Origin of the sequence: Pseudoalteromonas sp. XMcav2-N (assembly GCF_024124545.1) — a bacterium.
GTDB lineage: Bacteria > Pseudomonadota > Gammaproteobacteria > Enterobacterales > Alteromonadaceae > Pseudoalteromonas.
The window spans coordinates 202,025-219,888 of sequence record NZ_JAMXSF010000003.1 but is presented as its reverse complement, the minus strand read 5'-3'; the positions used below and the strand labels follow the sequence as shown (position 1 = coordinate 219,888).

Annotated in this window: 20 protein-coding genes and 1 pseudogene; 17 read left to right on the top strand and 4 right to left on the bottom strand. The window is 49.5% G+C overall.

Annotated features, from left to right (window positions below; translation table 11 throughout):
* Positions 1-8: 8 nt before the first annotated feature.
* From NH568_RS05645 to NH568_RS05630, 4 genes are all read left to right on the top strand, one after another.
* Positions 9-161, top strand: a complete 153-nt coding sequence (locus NH568_RS05645; RefSeq protein ID WP_253045411.1) for a DUF2256 domain-containing protein — start codon at positions 9-11, stop codon at positions 159-161.
* Complete coding sequence (locus NH568_RS05640; RefSeq protein ID WP_253045409.1) at positions 154-1,716, top strand: cryptochrome/photolyase family protein; 1,563 nt, start codon at positions 154-156, stop codon at positions 1,714-1,716. Before NH568_RS05645 ends, NH568_RS05640 begins: the two co-directional genes overlap by 8 nt.
* Positions 1,717-1,779: 63 nt before the next feature.
* Positions 1,780-2,430, top strand: coding sequence for a flavin reductase family protein (locus NH568_RS05635; RefSeq protein ID WP_253045406.1), 651 nt, complete (start codon positions 1,780-1,782; stop codon positions 2,428-2,430).
* Positions 2,431-2,459: 29 nt separating this feature from the next.
* On the top strand, positions 2,460-2,828 hold the full coding sequence (locus tag NH568_RS05630) for a hypothetical protein (RefSeq protein ID WP_253045403.1): 369 nt from the start codon (positions 2,460-2,462) through the stop codon (positions 2,826-2,828).
* A gap of 15 nt (positions 2,829-2,843) precedes the next feature.
* On the opposite strand, the gene NH568_RS05625 is transcribed toward NH568_RS05630, so the two are convergent.
* From NH568_RS05625 to NH568_RS05615, 3 genes are all read right to left on the bottom strand, one after another.
* A complete protein-coding gene (locus tag NH568_RS05625) occupies positions 2,844-3,197 on the bottom strand; it encodes a DUF6768 family protein (RefSeq protein WP_253045401.1) in 354 nt (117 codons plus the stop codon).
* Positions 3,194-3,712 (bottom strand): RNA polymerase sigma factor, encoded by a 519-nt coding sequence (locus NH568_RS05620; protein ID WP_253045398.1) that lies wholly within the window; start codon positions 3,710-3,712, stop codon positions 3,194-3,196. Before NH568_RS05620 ends, NH568_RS05625 begins: the two co-directional genes overlap by 4 nt.
* Before the next feature lie 63 nt (positions 3,713-3,775).
* Complete coding sequence (locus NH568_RS05615) at positions 3,776-4,669, bottom strand: LysR family transcriptional regulator (RefSeq protein WP_253045396.1); 894 nt, start codon at positions 4,667-4,669, stop codon at positions 3,776-3,778.
* A gap of 98 nt (positions 4,670-4,767) precedes the next feature.
* Between NH568_RS05615 and NH568_RS05610 the strand changes: the two genes are divergently transcribed.
* The 5 genes and pseudogenes from NH568_RS05610 to astB all read left to right on the top strand — a co-directional run bounded on the left by NH568_RS05610 (position 4,768) and on the right by astB (position 8,346).
* Positions 4,768-5,754 (top strand): zinc-dependent alcohol dehydrogenase family protein, encoded by a 987-nt coding sequence (locus NH568_RS05610; RefSeq protein ID WP_253045394.1) that lies wholly within the window; start codon positions 4,768-4,770, stop codon positions 5,752-5,754.
* 81 nt (positions 5,755-5,835) lie between these two features.
* Positions 5,836-6,183: a hypothetical protein gene (locus tag NH568_RS05605; RefSeq protein WP_253045391.1), complete on the top strand. Its 348-nt coding sequence runs from the start codon at positions 5,836-5,838 to the stop codon at positions 6,181-6,183.
* Positions 6,168-6,473: a hypothetical protein gene (locus NH568_RS05600; protein WP_253045388.1), complete on the top strand. Its 306-nt coding sequence runs from the start codon at positions 6,168-6,170 to the stop codon at positions 6,471-6,473. The genes NH568_RS05605 and NH568_RS05600 overlap by 16 nt, the downstream gene beginning before the upstream one ends.
* Positions 6,464-6,750 (top strand): annotated as a pseudogene (locus NH568_RS05595) (hypothetical protein). The gene NH568_RS05600 and the pseudogene NH568_RS05595 overlap by 10 nt, the downstream one beginning before the upstream one ends.
* A 258-nt stretch (positions 6,751-7,008) precedes the next feature.
* Positions 7,009-8,346 carry an N-succinylarginine dihydrolase gene (gene astB, locus NH568_RS05590; protein ID WP_253045384.1) on the top strand — a complete coding sequence of 446 codons (1,338 nt, stop codon included), beginning with the start codon at positions 7,009-7,011 and terminating at the stop codon, positions 8,344-8,346.
* Between the two features lie 11 nt (positions 8,347-8,357).
* On the opposite strand, the gene NH568_RS05585 is transcribed toward astB, so the two are convergent.
* The gene (locus tag NH568_RS05585; RefSeq protein WP_253045382.1) at positions 8,358-9,128 is read right to left on the bottom strand and encodes a helix-turn-helix domain-containing protein; all 771 of its coding nucleotides are present in this window, start codon (positions 9,126-9,128) and stop codon (positions 8,358-8,360) included.
* A 171-nt stretch (positions 9,129-9,299) separates the two neighbouring features.
* Here NH568_RS05585 and NH568_RS05580 point away from each other — a divergent pair, with 171 nt between their 5' ends.
* The 8 genes from NH568_RS05580 to NH568_RS05545 all read left to right on the top strand — a co-directional run bounded on the left by NH568_RS05580 (position 9,300) and on the right by NH568_RS05545 (position 17,752).
* Positions 9,300-10,316 (top strand): M23 family metallopeptidase, encoded by a 1,017-nt coding sequence (locus NH568_RS05580; RefSeq protein WP_253045380.1) that lies wholly within the window; start codon positions 9,300-9,302, stop codon positions 10,314-10,316.
* A gap of 92 nt (positions 10,317-10,408) precedes the next feature.
* Positions 10,409-10,840, top strand: coding sequence for a GNAT family N-acetyltransferase (locus tag NH568_RS05575; RefSeq protein ID WP_253045378.1), 432 nt, complete (start codon positions 10,409-10,411; stop codon positions 10,838-10,840).
* A 130-nt stretch (positions 10,841-10,970) separates the two neighbouring features.
* On the top strand, positions 10,971-11,858 hold the full coding sequence (locus NH568_RS05570; protein WP_253045377.1) for an ABC transporter six-transmembrane domain-containing protein: 888 nt from the start codon (positions 10,971-10,973) through the stop codon (positions 11,856-11,858).
* Positions 11,848-12,993, top strand: coding sequence for an efflux RND transporter periplasmic adaptor subunit (locus NH568_RS05565; protein WP_253045373.1), 1,146 nt, complete (start codon positions 11,848-11,850; stop codon positions 12,991-12,993). The genes NH568_RS05570 and NH568_RS05565 overlap by 11 nt, the downstream gene beginning before the upstream one ends.
* Complete coding sequence (locus tag NH568_RS05560) at positions 12,990-16,082, top strand: efflux RND transporter permease subunit (protein WP_253045369.1); 3,093 nt, start codon at positions 12,990-12,992, stop codon at positions 16,080-16,082. Before NH568_RS05565 ends, NH568_RS05560 begins: the two co-directional genes overlap by 4 nt.
* A 55-nt stretch (positions 16,083-16,137) precedes the next feature.
* The gene (locus tag NH568_RS05555) at positions 16,138-17,037 is read left to right on the top strand and encodes an AraC family transcriptional regulator (protein ID WP_253045364.1); all 900 of its coding nucleotides are present in this window, start codon (positions 16,138-16,140) and stop codon (positions 17,035-17,037) included.
* 21 nt (positions 17,038-17,058) lie between these two features.
* Positions 17,059-17,388, top strand: a complete 330-nt coding sequence (locus NH568_RS05550) for a gamma-glutamylcyclotransferase (RefSeq protein ID WP_253045359.1) — start codon at positions 17,059-17,061, stop codon at positions 17,386-17,388.
* A gap of 4 nt (positions 17,389-17,392) precedes the next feature.
* On the top strand, positions 17,393-17,752 hold the full coding sequence (locus tag NH568_RS05545; protein WP_253045347.1) for a hypothetical protein: 360 nt from the start codon (positions 17,393-17,395) through the stop codon (positions 17,750-17,752).
* The last annotated feature ends 112 nt before the right edge of the window (positions 17,753-17,864 follow it).

Sequence of the window (17,864 nt, the reverse complement as noted above, 5' to 3'; positions counted from 1 at the left end):
ATGAGAGAATGAAAAAATCACAGTTACCGCAAAAAACCTGTCCGGTCTGCCTGCGCCCTTTTTCCTGGCGCAAGAAATGGCAACGGGACTGGCCTAATGTTAAGTATTGCTCCAAACGTTGTGCAGGCAACAAGTCAACACTAAGAGAACCTCATGAGTAAGCAACTGAGATTGATCCTGGGCGATCAGCTTAATGCTGGTCACTCCTGGTACAAAGAAAAATCCGACGATGTACTGTATGTGGTGGCCGAGCTGCATCAGGAAGCCAGCTATACACGGCATCATGTTCAAAAGGTGTGCGCGTTTTTTGCTGCAATACAAGCCTTTGCGCAGGCGCTTGAGTCGGCCGGACACCAGATACTTCACCTGACACTGGATGATACTCAGGGTTTTGCGTCTCTACCTGAGTTACTGACGCACCTGTTTCGCGAGCATAACATCAGTCATTTTGCCTATCAGCTCCCTGACGAATACCGGCTGCGCACGCAACTGGCTGAGTTTTGTGAGTCGCTTTCAGTCACATCAAGTGTGTATGACACTGAGCATTTTTATCTCGCCGACGAACAGCTAAGTCGTTATTTCAAGCGCGACAAGCGTCATCGCCTGGAGCACTTTTATCGCAATATGCGCAGTGAATTTAATGTGTTGATGATCGATGGTGAGCCGCAAGGAGGCCAGTGGAACTTCGACAGCGATAACCGCAACAAACTCAAAGCGGCGGATCTTGCCGATATCCCCGAGCCTCTGATGTTTGCTAACGATGTTACTGACATTTTATCGCGACTGGAGCGCCACCAGATCAAAACCATAGGTCAGACAGATAAGCAGTTATTGTGGCCCGTTAATCGGGTTCAGGCAAAAGACTTACTGACGTTTTTTTGCCAACATTGTTTGCCGACTTTCGGTCGATTTCAGGATGCCATGACAGGCAAGCTGATAGAGATGGGTGAAGACCGGGGCTGGAGCTTGTATCACTCCCGCCTGTCTTTTGCGATCAATGCCAAAATACTCAGCCCAAAAATGGTAGTCGATGCGGCCATTGCGGCATTCGAGCAGTCACAGGGGACCATCAGCCTGGCTCAAATCGAAGGCTTTGTCCGTCAGATCATAGGCTGGCGTGAGTTTGTGCGGGGGATTTATTGGGCCAATATGCCCCAGTATGCACAGCGTAATCATTTGCAGGCCAAGCGTGCTCTACCATCCTGGTTCTGGAACGGCCAGACCAAAATGCGTTGTCTCAGTCATGCCATCACCCAATCGCTGACCTACGCCTATGCGCATCATATCCAGCGCCTGATGGTCACCGGTAACTTTTGTCTGGTAGCTGGCATTAACCCGGATGAGGTGGATGACTGGTATCTGGGTATTTATATCGACGCGATTGAATGGGTTGAAATGCCAAATACCCGGGGCATGAGCCAGTTTGCCGATGGCGGCATTGTTGGCTCCAAGGCCTATGCAGCCAGTGGGAACTACATTAAAAAAATGAGCGATTATTGTGGCGATTGCGCCTACAAGGTGACAGAAACCGTCACTGACTCTGCCTGTCCGCTCAATGCCTTGTACTGGCATTTTATGCAGCAACACCATGCACAGTTTGCCAGTAACCCGCGTACCAAAATGGTATACAGCAACTGGTTGAAAAAGTCAGACGAAGACAAACAAGCCGTGCTCGAGCGTGCCAGGCAGGTGCTCGATAATATTGAACAGCTTTAACACTGGCGTCCCGGGAGGCGTGCCAGTGCATTAGAAACAGTGATAAATGAGGAAGATATATAGATGATCAAACAGCTTAGTCGGGAAGATCTGGCAAATATGCAAGAGCGAGAAAGGGCACGGCTCGTAAATAGCTTGTCCGGGTTTAAAAGTGCCAACCTGGTCGGCACACAAGATACACAGGGCAACCCAAACCTGGCCATTGTCAGCTCGGTGTTTCATATCGGGGCCAATCCGCCGCTGATAGGCATGATCATTCGTCCCGATACCGTGCCAAGAGATACTCTGAGTAATCTCAAAGCCACAGGTTTTTATACACTGAATCATGTGAATGCGGAAATCTGGCAACAAGCGCACCAGACTTCAGCGCGTTATGCGCCCGGCGTTTCTGAATTTGCGCAAGTCGGGCTGGAGGTTCAGCAAGTAGCGGGCATTGCTGCGCCTTATGTGGCACAAAGCCAGCTTAAGTTTGCGCTGGCGTTGCGCGAAGTGCAAAAGCTGGAGATTAATGGCACCACTTTGGTCATTGGTGAGGTGATGGACATCCAGCTGCCGCAACAGAGCATTAAAGCCGATGGTTATATCGATATTGAGTCTCTCAATACGGTCGCTATATCCGGACTCGACAGTTATCATAAAACCCAAAGGCTGGGCCGTTTGAGTTATGCTAGGCCTGAGCAGCCGCCCAAAGCGCTGAGTCTGGACGGCGAATAGCTATCACAAAAAGGAGCATTAAAATTAAGGTGACAACCGCTTTTTATAAGATATGGCATTCAACCATTGTAGCAACGCTGTTATTAGCCTGTAGCACGGTTCTGGCTGCGCCAAAAATAGAGATAACAGACTCAGGGGTAAACGGGGTTTATATCGTATCCGTGTCTGATCCCGACGCGCGGGCGACTGAGCTGCTTACATTGTGGCTGAGCGCAGCAAAAGAGTTGTGTGCAGGTAGTACCTACCGCGTTGAGCCTAAAGGTCATCCGGTGATACGGGAGAAACGCTGCAGCGACGCTGTGAAGTTAGTCCAGAATGACTTGCAATGCCTTGAGGTAGATGCCAGCGTGTTCGGAAAAGTGATCTGTGAACAAGCCCCGCCTTCAGCATCTCGCTAAAAGCGGGCCCTGCGCTTATTTAGTCAATCGCATTGCCAGAGCGTTGATCTCCCGAAGGACACTTTGGCGATTCATTTCCATAAAGATCCACAGCTTGGTGGCAATTTGCACCAGTAACCCGGCGATAAACCACACCGCCCAGAAGATTTGATCCATCACCGATGTGGCAACATAAAAACGATAACCGCTGTATACAAAACCTAAGGTGATCAACAGGGCGCTGATAGACGCCAAAATCACCCAAAAGCGGGTATTGCCCTGATATACATTGCCCAGCATAGTGAACAGGCCTTTTTCCTCAACGAGGATCGGGGCCATCTCGGCTTGCTCTTGTTGTAATGCTTTACTGATCTCTTTGTCTAAATTCATGATGCTTGCTCCTCGTTAACCATGGCACGCAATTGGGCTCGTGCGCGGTTTAATCTCGATTTAACGGTGCCCTGGGGGACATCCAGAATATTGGCGATGTCTCTGAGCGACATCTGCTCTAAATAAAATAAATACACACAGTGGCGCTCGTCATCCTCAAGCTGATGTATCAGTGCCAGAATGCTCAGCGAGGTATCCAGATCCGGTGTTTCGTAGGCTTGCTCTGGTTGGGTGTCTTCGAACCGACTTTCGCCTTGCTTTTGACTGATAAAGCGTCGATAGATGGCTCTGAACACCCAGGCGCGAAAAGCACTGGGCTCTTTCAGCTGCCCCAGCTTTTTTGCCACACTGGTCCAGACGTCCTGGCAGATATCATCTGCACAGGCGCGCTGGCCACTGAGTTTCATTGCAAATCGCCAGCTTGGCTGATAAAACGCTTCGCATAAGGTTTCGAACGCACGCCGGTTACCCTGTTGGGCAGACAATACCAGTAATGCGGCCTTTGATGGTTCCATGCTATTCCTTGTGGCTTTTTCTACAAGACGGCGCAGAACATAAAAAGGTTCACGAGCATCAGATTATTTTTCCCAGTAAGGGATATCGCCGAAATAACGGGTCAGGTAATCAATAAAAACCCGTACTTTGGGCGCGAGTAATCGGGAGCTGGGATAAACCAGCCAGATGGCGGTATCAGACTTAAGAGGATAGTCCGCGAGCACCTCAACTAACTCACCAGAGCGTAATGCCTCATAAGCACTCCAGCGCGAATTAATGGTGATCCCAAGGCCAAGTTGACAGGCTTCTCTGATGGCATCGCCATTGTCAGCGCGCAGCTGGCCCTGAACTTTAATAGTCTGGACGCCATCCGGTGTATTAAAAGACCAGTGTTCCAGCCCAGAGAGCGTAATGCAGGCATGAGAGCGCAGATCCTCAGGGCTTTGCGGGGCTCCTTTAAGGGCCAGGTAATCGGGAGCCGCAGTGAGCAGGCGAGTGTCTGTTGCTAACCTTTTGGCCACCAGAGTTGAGTCTTTCAGCGCACTATTTCGGATGGCCAGATCAAACCCGCCTTCAACCAAGTCCGCAATGGTGTCAGAGAGTTTCAGGTCGAGCTTAATGTCCGGATACAGTGCAAAAAAGCCGGGCAAAGCAGGCAAGACGTGCATCCGACCAAAGGAGGCGGGCATGGTCAGCCTCAGTGTGCCACTGGGTTTGGTGGTGCCTGCGCCGATGGCGGCGCGGGCCGCTTCAACGCCATTCAAGACATCCTCGGCATGAGGCAAAAACGCCAACCCTTCTTCGGTCAAGGCGACCTTGCGGGTGGTGCGGTGCAGCAGTCTTACGCCCAAGTCGGTTTCAAGCTTATTAATATGACTGCTCGCGACTGCGGCTGACAGCCCCAAATCCTGACCTGCCTTACTGATGTTGTGTGTGGAGGCAATGCGTATAAACAGCTTCAGATGTTCAATGTTCATTATCAACAAAATTCATAAAGTGATTATGAAACCAAGTCTATTATCAAAATAGTGAAAGGCAAGTATAGTTTTCGTCATCAACACAGGAGAGCACAATTATGAAAGCAATGGTTTTGAATCAATATGGCGATGACGCTGAGTTTACTATTACAGATGTGGCTAAACCCAGCGTGAGTCCCGGTCATGTGCTGGTACAGGTCGCAGCCAGCAGTGTTAACACCGTGGATACTATGATCCGTACCATGGGTGAGGCGCTGCCCTTGTCACCAGCTTTACCCGCCATTTTGGGGATGGACTTTGCCGGTACAGTGGTTGAGGTAGGTGAAGGCGTAACCGGCTTTGCGATAGGCGATGAAGTTTATGGCTGTGCCGGTGGGCTGGCCGACTTACAAGGTGCGCTGGCGGAATATATGCTGGCCGATGCACGACTGATTGCACGTAAACCGCGTAATCTGAGTATGCGAGAAGCTGCGGCATTACCCCTGGTTGGGATCACTGCTTATGAAGGGTTACAACGTGGCGGTATTACAGCCGGCCAACAGGTGTTAGTGCATGGTGGCTCTGGTGGGGTCGGTCATGTGGCATTGCAGTTAGCTAAGCATTTTGGCGCTCGTGTTTATTCTACCGGCGGCGGTGAAGCGCAGCTGGACTTAATTCAGCGTCTGGGCGCCGAACCAATCAACTATAAAACCGAGTCGGTTGCCGACTATGTTGCTATGCACACCGATGGCAAAGGGTTTGATCTGATCTTTGACTCGGTCGGGGGAGCCAATATGACCAACTCGTTTGAGGGGGCTGCACTGAACGGTCACGTTGCCTCAACGGTGGCCATGGTGGACCTGGATTTATCGGTGGCACATTTTAAAGGGTTATCGTTGCATGTGGTCTTTATGCTGATCCCCATGTTGCATGATCATAATCGTGAAGCACATCATCATATTTTGAATGCATTGACCCGCATCGTTGAAGCCGGTGAGCTGGTACCTGTACTGGATGAGCAGCGTTTTGAGTTAGCCCAGGCAGGGCAGGCGCATGCACGTCTGCAAAGTGGTGCGGCGATGGGCAAAGTGGTGATTGATGTTTAGGGCTTTTTAGCAAACATATTTGTTGTGATGACGGAACAGCGTCTAGAGTTTAAGTGCTTAATAGAAAAGGACTCATTACTTATGACGCTGTATTTGGGACTCATTTTAGCGGGTATTGCCATGCTGACACTGGGTGGTGAGGCGCTGATCTGCGGTGCGGTGGCAGCGGCCCGGCGGTTTAGGGTTTCTCCTATACTCAGTGGCCTGGTGATTGTCGGGTTTGGCACTTCAGCGACGGAATTGGTCGTCTCTGTAGATGCCGCAGTTCAGGCTCAGCCCGATATAGCCATGGGGAATGTGGTTGGCAGCAATATTGGTAATATCTTATTGATCCTTGGATTGTGTGCGTTGATAAGCCCTATGTCTGTACAGCCACTGATCTTCAGGCGCGATGGCGTTATCATGGTACTGAGTTGCTGGTTGTACTGATAGGTAGTCAGGGGCTTTCGGCTACAGACAGCACGATCCTATTGGGGGCACTAGCCGGGTACCTGGGTATTGCCTACTGGAGTGAAAAAAACCACAGTTCACCTGCTTCTGTAGTGTATGCTGATGAGGCAAAGGAAATTGCAGTAGTGTCAGATGCTGCCTGGCGCACTATGTTGTTTTTAGTGGCCGGTTTGGCGTTGTTACTACTAGGCTCCCAGGTGTTGCTGAAAGGCGCTGTGGGACTGGCTCACCATTTTGCTATCCGTTACCAGAACTGTCTGTGTCTTTGATAGCGGCGTTGCGTCGCCATGCCGATGTAGCTATTGGCAATGTGCTGGGCAGTAATATCTTTAATATCCTTGGGATCCTCGGTGTTTCTGCTTTACTACAACCACTCCTGCTCACCCTCGCGTATTACAGTTTGATTTGTGGGTTCTACTTGCCAGTGCATTTATTTTGTTGTTTTTTCTGTTCACCGGGCGTCGTCTGAGTCGACTGGAAGGCGGCACGTTGCTTAGCGGCTACATAGCTTATCTTATCCTCAGTTTTAAGGTCTTTGGCAGCTAGTCAATACATAACCCATTTAAGGGAGCTTGCTTCTATTTACCAATGGATACGCCATTAGGCAGACCGATATGGCATAGCTTTTGACTCTGTAACTGCAAAAGAATTACAGTCTTGCGAGCATTAAAATCCTAAATCATTGAAAAGTAATGGGTTAGTGAGTCGTGGGTAAAATGCAAGGCAGATCATCAACAAAAACAATAACCAATCTGGTGCAATGCATGAGTCTGAAACTAGCTGCTTGCACCAAAAGGGGGCAATATGAACTATTACGAAGTAAATTTTGATGGCCTGGTCGGCCCAACTCACAATTACGCCGGGCTGTCGTATGGTAATGTGGCGTCCAAATCAAATGCCAACAAAATCTCGAACCCAAAACAGGCGGCACTTCAGGGGCTCGAGAAAATGTGGCATCTGGTTCAGCTGGGTCTGCATCAGGGCGTGGTTGCGCCTAATGCCCGGCCGGATTTAATCACGCTCAGGGCTTGCGGCTTCACAGGCTCAGACAGTGCGGTGATCAGCAAAGCGGCAAAAGCCCAGCCTCAGCTGCTTAAGGCGTGTTATTCCGCCTCGTCCATGTGGACCGCGAATGCCGCGACCGTGTCGCCTAGTTGCGATTCAGCCGACGGTAAATTGCATGTCACACCAGCCAACCTGAATAACAAGTTGCACCGGGCCATTGAAGCACCTCAGACCAGCCAGATCCTCAAGGCCATGTTCAGTGATCCTGACTTTTTTAGTCATCATGATGCACTGCCACAGCACCCATTGTACGGCGACGAAGGCGCGGCAAACTACACACGTCTAGCGGACAGCTATGGCCATCAAGGTCTGGCATTATTTGTTTATGGCGAGGACGCCCATACTCAGGTTAAGCCACAATTATTTCCTGCACGCCAGACGCGCCAGGCATCCGAGGCGGTTGCGCGTAGCCACCAGCTGGACTTACAGCATACTTTATTTATTCAGCAAAACCCTGAGGTGATTGATCAGGGCGTATTTCACAATGACGTGATTGCCATTGGCAATGAAAATGTCTTTTTATTCCATGAGCAGGCGTTTTATCAGCAGCAAAGCGTGATTGAGCAGATCAAAGCGGGCTATCAGGGCGACCGACCGCTTCACCTGATTGAGGTAAAAAATGCCGATATCAGTGTTGAAGAAGCGGTTAAGAGTTACGTGTTTAACAGCCAGCTGGTCAGCTTGCCGTCCGGTGGTATGGCCGTGATTGCGCCGGGAGAATGTCAGATGGTAGGCAAGGTGGAGCAGTATTTATCTGCGTTGTGTCAGGCCAGCAACCCGGTAAGCGAAGTGATTTATATGGATCTTAAACAAAGCATGCAAAATGGCGGCGGGCCGGCTTGCTTACGCCTGAGAGTAACCTTGTCTGAGCAAGAACTCAGTGCTGTGAATCAATCGTGTTTACTCAATCAGCGCTTATATGACCAATTGCGTGACTGGATAAACACACACTACCGCGACAGGTTGAGCGAAGCCGATCTTGCAGACCCAAGTTTAATGACAGAGTGTCAGACGGCACTGGATGAGTTAACGACTATCCTGAATTTGGGGTCAGTTTACTCATTTCAACAGGCATAAGTCGTGAGGCGTTAATCAAGCGAAATGATCGGCGCCTCATTGAATACGTCCGTGTTGAGTGGATGTGTTACCAGTGTGACCTGAATAGTGGGCTGCTCACTGTATTCGGCAAAGGCCAGCTCTGCGACCTGAGCATATTTGCTTAGGGTGTGTTGTAACTCTTGCCACATTTTATCATGCAGTATGGGTGGCATTTTCAAAGGCTTGATCACAACATGATGCTGAGGTGTTTTGTGTGGGGCCATTACGGCTTCCAGCGTTTGTTCCATGTGCTTACAGGCTGACTGTTTGACTACCATGCTGTCCGGCGCGAACCCCAAAGGTGGGCTCACCAAAAACCTGAACCTGTTCTGGGGTTTTAATTCCAACAGCTCAATATCCTCCAGCGCGCGTAAATATCGGTAGCTGGAAAGGTCGCTCAGACCGCATTCGCAGGCAATTTTCTCCACGCTATGTTGCTGGTAAAACAACCGTGAAAAATAACTTAACAGGTGCGGGTTTTCTGCAAATGCCTGATCTTGACGCGCAGAAAAATAGGTGTGCGCTGATCTGTGTTGTTGACTCTTACTAAGCAGCTCAGCCGTATCTAATCCGCACAACTGTGCCAGCGTTAACAGCCTGTCTAAACTAATGTCATCCTGATTGAGCATTCGCTTGATGGTGTTTTCAGACACGTCAAACAATGCAGCAATATCCTGATAGGTAAGTTGTCTGGCTTTTAACTGGACTTTAATCGCATCGAGGCATCGCCTGATTATCTGCTTGTTGAGATCGTTGGACACTTTATCTGCTCATTCACTATTTTCGTCGTAAGGTATCATAAAATGGATGTTAGAGTATCAAAATATGGTTCTTGGTGATTTGTCATTATCAGGCCGTTGTACCCTTAATGACACGTGTATACAGTGATGGCGCATCGACAAACACACTTGATAACACAAACCGGAGCAGACATGCCCAAAGATACGGCACACAGTCCACAAAAAACGTTTGCATTTACCTGGTTGCTGCCACTAGTTATTGCAGTTGGCGTAACGCTCGGTTCGCAGCTCATATGCCAATGGATGTGGGGAGTCAGACTGTCTGTTATTGCAAAACTGACTGTTTACTTTTCATCGCATTTTATCTGTGCCTGCCTAATAAAAAAGTACCTTGCCAGTCAACCAGGCAATGAACCTCACCCAGGTTTAAACTGGCCGCGTCCGGGTATTCATCGTTATCTGGGGCGTTACGGCATGATGTTTACCGCACTCCCATCCTTGGCGCTGACATTCCTAAACCCTGTACTGGCCTTTCAACAGGCTAAGCTAGTTGTTTGTCAGAGGTCAGTTGCACGGCGGGTCTCGGCAGAACAAAAAGACAGGGCCAGATATCAAAACAAAGTACGCTATCAATTACCGTTTGAAGGCTGCTGGTTGGTTTACAACGGTGGTCGTACACCCTTGACATCACACTCGTGGGGAGTGCTCTCGCAAAGATATGCTCTTGACTTTGTGATGGTCGATCACAATTATTCTCGCCATACCTCCAAGGGCCTGATTGTGAGCGATTATTATTGTTTCAATCAGCCTATTTTGGCGGCAGCTGACGGTGAGGTAGTGTCTGTATTCGATAAGGTGGCTCAGGCGCCTTGGGTAGGATTTGGCATGATCGACTTCCTGTGCCGTCATTTTGCCGGTAATCATATTGTTGTTAAACATGCACCTGGCGAATACGGTTTCTATGCTCATTTGCACAAAGGGTCTGTCTCAGTGAAAGTCGGAGACAGGGTGAAGCAGGGAGAGTTGTTGGGGCGCTGTGGGTTCACTGGTTTTACGAGCGAGCCGCATTTACACTTTCATCTTCAGGACCACCCCAATATGTATTGTGCAATGGGATTACCCGTAACGTTTTGGGTTACACAAGGCCCGGGAAGTCATCAGGAAGCCTTACAATTGACGCGCGGTATGCTGGTCGGCAATAAAATGTAGGGACATTTAAAGCAGACTGTGGCTCAAGGGCTTGTCATCACGGGGGGTCAGGGGTTTAATGGAGAGAGTAATAATACGCATGGAGGAGTACTATGTCTGCCTATACCATCAGCACCGACCCGACACGGCTTAATTTTGACGTGATTTATCACTTTATTTCTGACTCTTACTGGGCGAAGAACATACCCCGCGATGTGATGGCCAGGGCTATCGACAACTCACTGTGTTTTGGCGCATACAGCGAAGCGGGGGAGCAAGTGGGCTTTGCCCGGCTAATTACCGACAAAGCAACTTTTGCTTATCTGGCGGATGTGTTTATTCTTGAGCAGCACAGAGGTCAGGGAGTAAGTAAAATGCTGGTTGAGGCGGTGATGAAGCACCCTGAATTACAAGGCCTGCGCCGAATTATGCTGGCAACCAAGGATGCTCATGGCTTGTATGCCCAATTTGGTTTTGAGACGCCGGACGACCCGAGTATTTTGATGCAAATATGTCAGCCAGATATTTATCAGAGAAAGACATAACTGCCTTACATAAACGCTATATTGCGCGCCTCACAGAGCGTTAAAAAGTGTAAAGCGCAATCTGGGACACTTTTTTAGTGTCCTGATCTGTAACACTGGCTTCCTGTTTGTAGTACTAGCGGAGCCTGTTGTGAAACTCCTGAACCCCATTTCCTTTACTGCGATTATTCGCACTAGCCCAGTTAAGATCTTTGCCACCTGGACTATGGTGATCTTAGAAAATGTCTTGCTGATTTTGTTACCTTTGTTCATCGGGCACGCCATTGATGGCGTGTTAGCTCAGTCACTGACACCGCTCACCTGGTTTGCACTGGTGCTGGTGGCGCTGGTGGTGATCAGTGTGCTGCGGCGCTTTTATGATACCCGTGTATTTGGTGACATCCGTGTCTGGTTGGCTGAAATGCTGGCCTATAAGCTACGCGGTGCTCCGGTGTCAGTAAAAGACGCGCGTCTGACTATGTCACGTGAACTGGTTGATTTTCTCGAAAATGACCTGCCTGGTGTGTTTACCGCTGTGATTCAACTGGTCGCTACTGTGGTGATCCTGGCGTCATTCCACTTGTATCTGGCCTATAGTGTTGTATTGGCAGCGGCATTGATGTGTTTAATTTATGCGCTGTTTCATGACCGTTTCAGTCTGCTTAATAGCAAGCTTAATGACCAACTTGAGCAACAGGTTTGGGTGCTGAGCCACAGACCGCTTGGTGCAATCAGTGCGCACTTTGAACGCCTTAAACGATGTGAGATCCGACTATCCGATACAGAAGCCTGGGTTTATGGCCTGATCTTCCTTGTACTCTTTGCTGCTGTGCTTGGTAATTTGTGGATGGTGCAGCTGATCCCCGATATTAGTGTTGGCCAGGTGTTCTCAATTGTGACCTATTCCCTCGAATTTGTAGATACCGCAATTATGTTGCCCATCACGTTACAGACGCTGTCTCGCCTGAGCGAAATCAGTAAACGACTAAACCAACCCGTTGATATCGTGCCTAACCAGGAGGTGATCCATGATGTTTAAAGCCCGTTTGCCGGCCATTGCTGCCGGTGCCACATTACTCTTGTCATTAGTGACCGTGGTGCTTATGACACCCGTTGAACCCATGCCTCGGGTAGAACAAGTTGTGGTACCAACCGTCTCTGTGTTGACCATAGAACGTACTGAACGGACGCCTACATTATCAGTCCAGGCGCATACTCAGGCACGCTGGCCTGTACAATTGAAGGCAACCAGCAGCGCCAGGTTAGAGTATCTGGGCACACATATGGAGCCGGGTAAGCATGTGAAAAAAGGTCAGGTACTGGCACGGCTCAATACCCGTTTACTTGAATCTCAGCTTTTTGAGGCGCGGAGTACATTGAAACAGGCTGAACTCAATTTACAGCAACAGCTGCATGAACAAGAGGTCGTACAAAGCATGCGGCCCGCTCAAAACAGCACGGCATTTGCCAGAATGGAACCGCATCTGGCGGCTGCGCGAGCGGAATTGGCACGCGCACAACAAAATGTAAAAAGTGCACAACAATTGCTGGATGACGCCATTATTGTTGCTCCTTATGATGCCATGATCACACAGCGCTTTGTGAGCCCGGGAGAATGGATGGAAGCCAGTCAGACTCTGTTCGAACTGGTGGCCAGCGACAGTATGGATATTCATGTGCCCCTGTCACAGCATGACTGGGACAGAATAAGTACAGCTGATCTCGATAAAAATGTGATTAAAATACACAGCCGCTCGGGTGTGAGCTGGCCGGCATCTGTGCGTTATGTGTCGCCACTGGTCAATGAAACAACGCGCCAGCGAACGTTAGTGCTGACGGTGTCCGATCCCTATCATCACGAAACTCAGTTGCTCCCGAACCAACAGGTGAAAGTGCAGTTTGAGCTCAAAAATGAAGGAGCCTTATATGAACTGCCTCTCAGCGCTGTTGATCCGGACGAATTTATCTGGGTGGTAACAGCGCAGCAACAGCTGCGTCAGCTGAATGTCCGGGTTATCGAGGTAAGAGCGAACAGCGTGATTGTGTCATTGATTGACGAGCAACCCGCTTCATTGCAGATTGTGCGTTTCCCACTGCGTTCCATGATGGCTAAAAAGAAAGTAAATCCGGTTACAGAGGCGTTGCAGGTTGCAGACAAGCAGGAGGCGCTATGAGCTGGCTAAGCAAATGGTTTATTGATAACCCGGTGGCTGCCAACTTACTGATGGCGATGATTATTGCTGGTGGCCTGCTGGCGTTTGGTCAGCTCAGAGTTGAGTCTTTTCCTCAGATAGCGCCATCCAGTCTTAGTATTCACGTAGCATATCCGGGCGGCACTGCAAGGCAGATTGACGAAAGCATTACACAACGTGTTGAGGAGTCGGTCAGCTCGGTGGCGGGGATAAAACAAATTACCAGCCAGTCGCAGGCTGGATTGTCTACCGTAACCATTCGCAAAAAGCCCGATGCGGATCTTGGCAAGTTACTGGAGGAAGTTCGCAATCAGGTTAATGCTATCAGCCACTTTCCGGCTCAGGCTGAGAAGCCCATTGTGACCCGGGATGAATTTACTAATCTGGCGGCGTTTGTCATTGTTTCTGCGCCGCGCAGCGATGAGGCTCTTCAACAAGTTGCCAGGCGCATAGAGTTGGCGCTAAAAAAGCACCCCGACATTTCCAAAGTCAGCAACTGGGGAGCGCGTGAGCCACGGATATACATTGAACCCGACCCTGAAGCACTGCAGCGCTATGGCATGACTCTGGAGCAGCTTGCGGGCACAATGGTGCAGATGTCGCTCGAAACACGCAGTGGGCAATTGCAACATGAAGGCGGGCGTATTACCTTGCGTGGAGACGGCTATCTGAGCGCACTGGGTGAGTTAAAAAAGCTACCTGTGATAAACGGTCCGACGGGAGAAGTGACTTTAGGCGAGGTTGCAACTGTGCGTCGAGGCTATGAGCACAGCGACGCCATAGTTCGCAACAATGGCATACCCGGTATTGCACTGATGGTCAGCACTAGTCAGAGCGATAATCTACTGGATGTCAGCGCGGCAATTCGTGACACCATTGCTGAGCTAAAGCCTGTACTGGCAGAAGACATTGAGATCACTACCATGGCAGACATGGCACCTTATATTGAAGAGCAGTTACAAAGGCTGGGCAGCAGTGCCTGGCAGGGTTTACTGATAGTTATTTTACTGTTGGGGGTGTTTCTAAACCTGAGGCTGGCATTTTGGGTCGCTGCGGGGATCCCGGTTGCCATTTGTGGCACTTTATATGGTATGCAGTTGCTGGACTACAGCCTCAATGACATTACTTTGTTTGGCTTTATTTTGGTATTGGGCATTTTGGTCGATGATGCGGTCGTTGTAGGTGAAGCCATTGATGAACACCAAAACGGCAATGCCAACTACAAGCAAGCCGCCTTCTCAGGAGTTGAGTCTGTGACGGTCGCAACCGTGTTTGGTGTACTGACTAGTATTGCGGCCTTTTCGCCTATGCTCTGGATTAACAATGATCTGGCAAAATTGTTTGCAGGGTTTTCGGCTGTCGTTATTCTGGCATTGTGTTTTTCACTGGTCGAAAGCAAGTTTATCCTGCCATCGCATCTGGCTGCAATGTCTCGTAAAGGGGCGCGAAGCGGGATTGTCGCCACAGTTCAAAACAAAGCGCGCTGGGCACTAACCCAATTTATTCAGCGCATCTACAAACCCATGCTGTGTGTGAGCCTGAAGCATAAAAGATCCACTTTGGTGATGTTTTTATCCGCTTTTGTATTGGCCTATGGTCTTTGGCTGGGTGGCGCGATACGAAGTACTTTGTTTCCGGATATTCCGGGCCGATATGTGACTGCGAAGGTAACTTTGGAAGAGGGAGCGCCGCTTGGGTTGCAGGCACGGGCGTTGAGCCAGCTTGAGCTCAGTGCGCAGAAGGCTAACAACACCCTGCAGGCAGACTACGCCCTAAATGCAGCTCCGATGAAAAATATTCTGGCGTGGTCCAATGGGTTTGGTGAGCTGGAAGTGACCGCTGAGCTGACCTCGGAAGCACTTAATGTACTACCGGCGAACACACTTAGCGACGCTTGGCGTGAGTATGCTGCAAACATAGAGGGCAGTTACGCGCAGCACTTTAGTGCCGCAGAGCCTCCGGCGGGGGGCACTTTTCTGGCCATTTCATCCCATGATGTTCTGCAGGCAAAGCAGGTCAGCGACCTGTTACGTGAAAAGCTGGCAGGTTTGCCCGGCGTGAAAGACGTACGAGACGACCACCAGGCAGCACAGCGACAGATCCGGATCAGGCTAAACGCATTCGGTCGCCAGTTGGGGCTCACCCAGGCACAGGTGGCAGAGTTGGTCGCCAATGCGCTTGGTGAGCGAGAGGTGTATAGGTTGTTATATCAATCTCAGGAACTAAAAGTGGTTTTGCGCTTTGCACAGCAGGCGGTACGAACAGAGCATGAATTAAAGGATATGCGGGTAATACTCAAGGACGGGCAAAGTGTTGCACTGGGTGATGTGGCCCGGTTAAGTTATGAGTACGAACCACAGGCTTTACAGCGTCGGGATCGCTCACGGGTGATCAACCTCTATTGGTCTCAGGATCGTGCTGCAGGCTCACCGGAGCAAACGTTGGCATTACTGGCCAAAGAGATTGAGACACTCAAAACCCAATATCCTGAGGTGGGTATCAAGCCTGCGGGTGAGTATGAAGAAATCGACGAAGTGAGCAAAGGTTTTAAAGCGGCATTAATACTGACATTGATGCTGATCTATGTGTTGCTGGCGATCCCACTTAAGTCCTACTGGCAGCCGCTTATCATCATGGCGGTGATCCCCTTTGGGTTTGCCGGTGCCATTTTTGGCCATGCCATAATGGATCTGCCTGTCAGCTTATTGTCATTGTTTGGTATGATGGCTATGACAGGGATTGTGGTGAATGACGCCTTAGTACTGATGACTCGCTTTAACAGCGAATATCGCAATGGCATTGAGCCCACTGAGGCGCTGATAATGGCAGGTACCGCTCGTTTCAGAGCAATTTTCCTGACCACAGTAACCACTGTGTGCGGTTTATTGCCTTTGTTGTTCGGGACATCTGAACAAGTCCAGTACTTAAAACCTGCTGCGGTATCTCTGGTATTTGGTGAATTATTCGCAACCCTGATCACCTTGTTCTTAATACCCGTGTTGCTTGGCTTCAGCCATAGACAACCCCGCTCTGCAGTCTCGTCAGCCAAGGAGACAATGACGGTCAGTTGACTTCGGGCTACTGCCTGAGCGATAGTTGTCGCCCAGGATTTACCAGTGAGCCCTTATGTCCGAAAACAAAGATCCCGCGTTTAATCTGGTGCCAGAAATTGCTTTGCTGGCACCTTTGCCCGATCACATGCGTAAACGATTTGAACAGGCTTTGCTGTTGATGCATGAGCAGCTTGAAGAGGGCTTGACCTGGCAGCAGATCGCTAAAAAAAGTGCTATTTCTGCATTTCATTTTCATCGTCAGTTTAGCAAGTTGTTCAATGAAACCCCGGGGCGTTATTTAAGTCGGGTCCGGCTGCAATACGCGGTGTATTATCTGTTGTATCACGACACTCTGTCGGTTACAGATATTGCCCAGTTATGTGGCTTTGCTTCTTCGCAGGCGTTGGCCAAAGCACTCAAACGCGACCTCGGGTTAACCGCAAAAGCGGTCCGTTTAATGGCTCAGCAAGCAACTCCTGCGCAAACAACGGTATTAATGAATAAACTGGCTCACCCTGGCAAGTCTGGTTCACTTGAGAAACAACTTGCTGAGGCCTTGCCATGCACTCGAGCGTTTTTTGACACACGTAATATTAAGCTCATCTCCACAGATACGACCGATTGGGACCAGATTTTGGACCACTATGGAGAGAAATCGGTAGGACTGCTGGGGATCACACGAACCTCTGAGCTTGAGAAAAGCTGGTCGGATATCCATACTCAGATAGGAAAAGTGGCGGATCAGTCAGAGTCCTATGAGCTGGAGATCGCAGCCGGTCACTACTTTTGCTGCCGGGCCTATCTTTTGTCGGATGTGGCCTATAGTCAGGTACTGCACACTTTATTTGAAAAAGCCCAAATCGCTGGCTATGAGGTCGATCCCGAGGGATTCTTTATAGAGTGGCTCGAAGAGGTAGATATGGAGCAGTACGGGGGAATCACGATGCAATTTCAGATCCCCATTCTGTCATGAATAAATGTACATGGAGGCAAAATGGCAAGTCTATTTGTATATGGCACATTAGCTCCCGGGCGTTCCAACGAGCACATTTTGGCCGATGTAGATGGTCAATGGCAACCAGGTAAAGTGTATGGCCAATTGTGTAATGCTGGCTGGGGTGCTGAGTTAGGGTATCCGGGACTGATTCTGGACAATGGCACACAGCAGGTCGCAGGTCTGGTCTTTACGTCAGAACAATTGAGCATTCATTGGCACAGACTGGATGAATTTGAGGGAGCGCAATACACCAGAGTACTGACTGACGTAGAGCTCGATAGCGGAGCGATAATACAAGCGTATGTATATACCCTCGCGCAAGGTTAGTTTAATGATTAAAAATCGGCTTTTTATAATTTTCTTAGCAGCTGTGGGCGTGACGTTCATTGTCCATGCATGTCGTTTGGCGGCTAGTTGGATATCATCTGATAAGGTATATATCGGCAGTCAAAGAGCCTATGTTGTCGAGGTCCTAGGTGAGCCAAGCCAGCAAAGAGCTAAGGCTTCCAGCCTTGATATATGGAACATAAGAGCATTATTCGGCGGCGTACAGATACTGGTAAATTATGGCGGAGAGAATTGCAGTATTGAGTTAAGTACCGATTGTCATGTGATCAGTTTAGACGTGCGTTACTTCACTGTTTGGGGTAATACGGCCTTTCTGTCTTACGCAAAACATGCTCACGTGTAGCTCTAAAGCTGCGCCGATAATTGACACTTTTCGAAAATTCGGTCTACTTTTAATTAACCGCAGTTTAATGCATGTGTGATTGCAACCATCAGGTATTAAGCCTGCGAGCGCG